Genomic DNA, 618 nt, shown 5'->3' with positions numbered 1-618 from the left:
GAATGAAACTAAACAAGTGATTGCTCGGATTGGTGAAACTGACCAACAGTATTTAGAAAACAATACGCCTGAACTTGCTTTAGAGCGAGCTGACCTGCGCTTGCAATTGGTCATGTTGAGTCATGTTCGTCAGGAACAACTCCACTTCTTGCAAGAAGCAATTGTATTGTTGGAACAAGCGCGTATTGAATATGACGAAATGCCGCTAAGTTTATATTTAAACTTATCGTTGTATCTAGCCAAAGCATATATGATCTATTTTGAACTAACCAAAGAACAGCGCTTTGCTTTGATTACACAACAAATCTTAAAACCTTTGGCGCACCATAACCATTTAGACATTTATTTTTTCCTTGCGTATGCATCAGCAGCTAAGCAAGAACAAGCAATGACACGCCACTGGTTACAGAAATATGTGTCATGTTTTGAATATGATCTAGAATTATTACAAGTTCATCCTGCTTTCAAATCAGTACGAATGGAAGACTGGTTTAAAGCCTTGATTCAAAATAAAGCTCACTAATGTGAGCTTTATTTTTTATAAATTATTATTTGGTGCTATCTAAATGTAGTTGTTGATTTAGCTCATCAACTACAATCGCCCATTCATCATCTTTA

1 protein-coding gene and 1 pseudogene are annotated in these 618 nt (G+C 35.9%); one reads left to right on the top strand and one right to left on the bottom strand.

Annotated elements, in window-relative coordinates; all coding sequences use genetic code 11:
• Window positions 1-16 precede the first annotated feature (16 nt).
• Entirely contained in the window at window positions 17-523 is a 507-nt protein-coding gene (locus tag B4237_RS12605; RefSeq protein WP_414632348.1) for a hypothetical protein, read from the top strand.
• 25 nt (window positions 524-548) lie between these two features.
• Here B4237_RS12605 and B4237_RS17655 read toward each other — a convergent pair.
• Window positions 549-618, bottom strand: a pseudogene (locus B4237_RS17655) (DUF2789 domain-containing protein); the annotation flags it as partial.

The organism is Acinetobacter sp. UBA6526 (assembly GCF_002434875.1).
Classification (GTDB): Bacteria; Pseudomonadota; Gammaproteobacteria; order Pseudomonadales; family Moraxellaceae; genus Acinetobacter; species Acinetobacter venetianus.
Note: the sequence above shows the minus strand (reverse complement) of the source record. Positions and strands in the feature narration are given on the sequence as shown.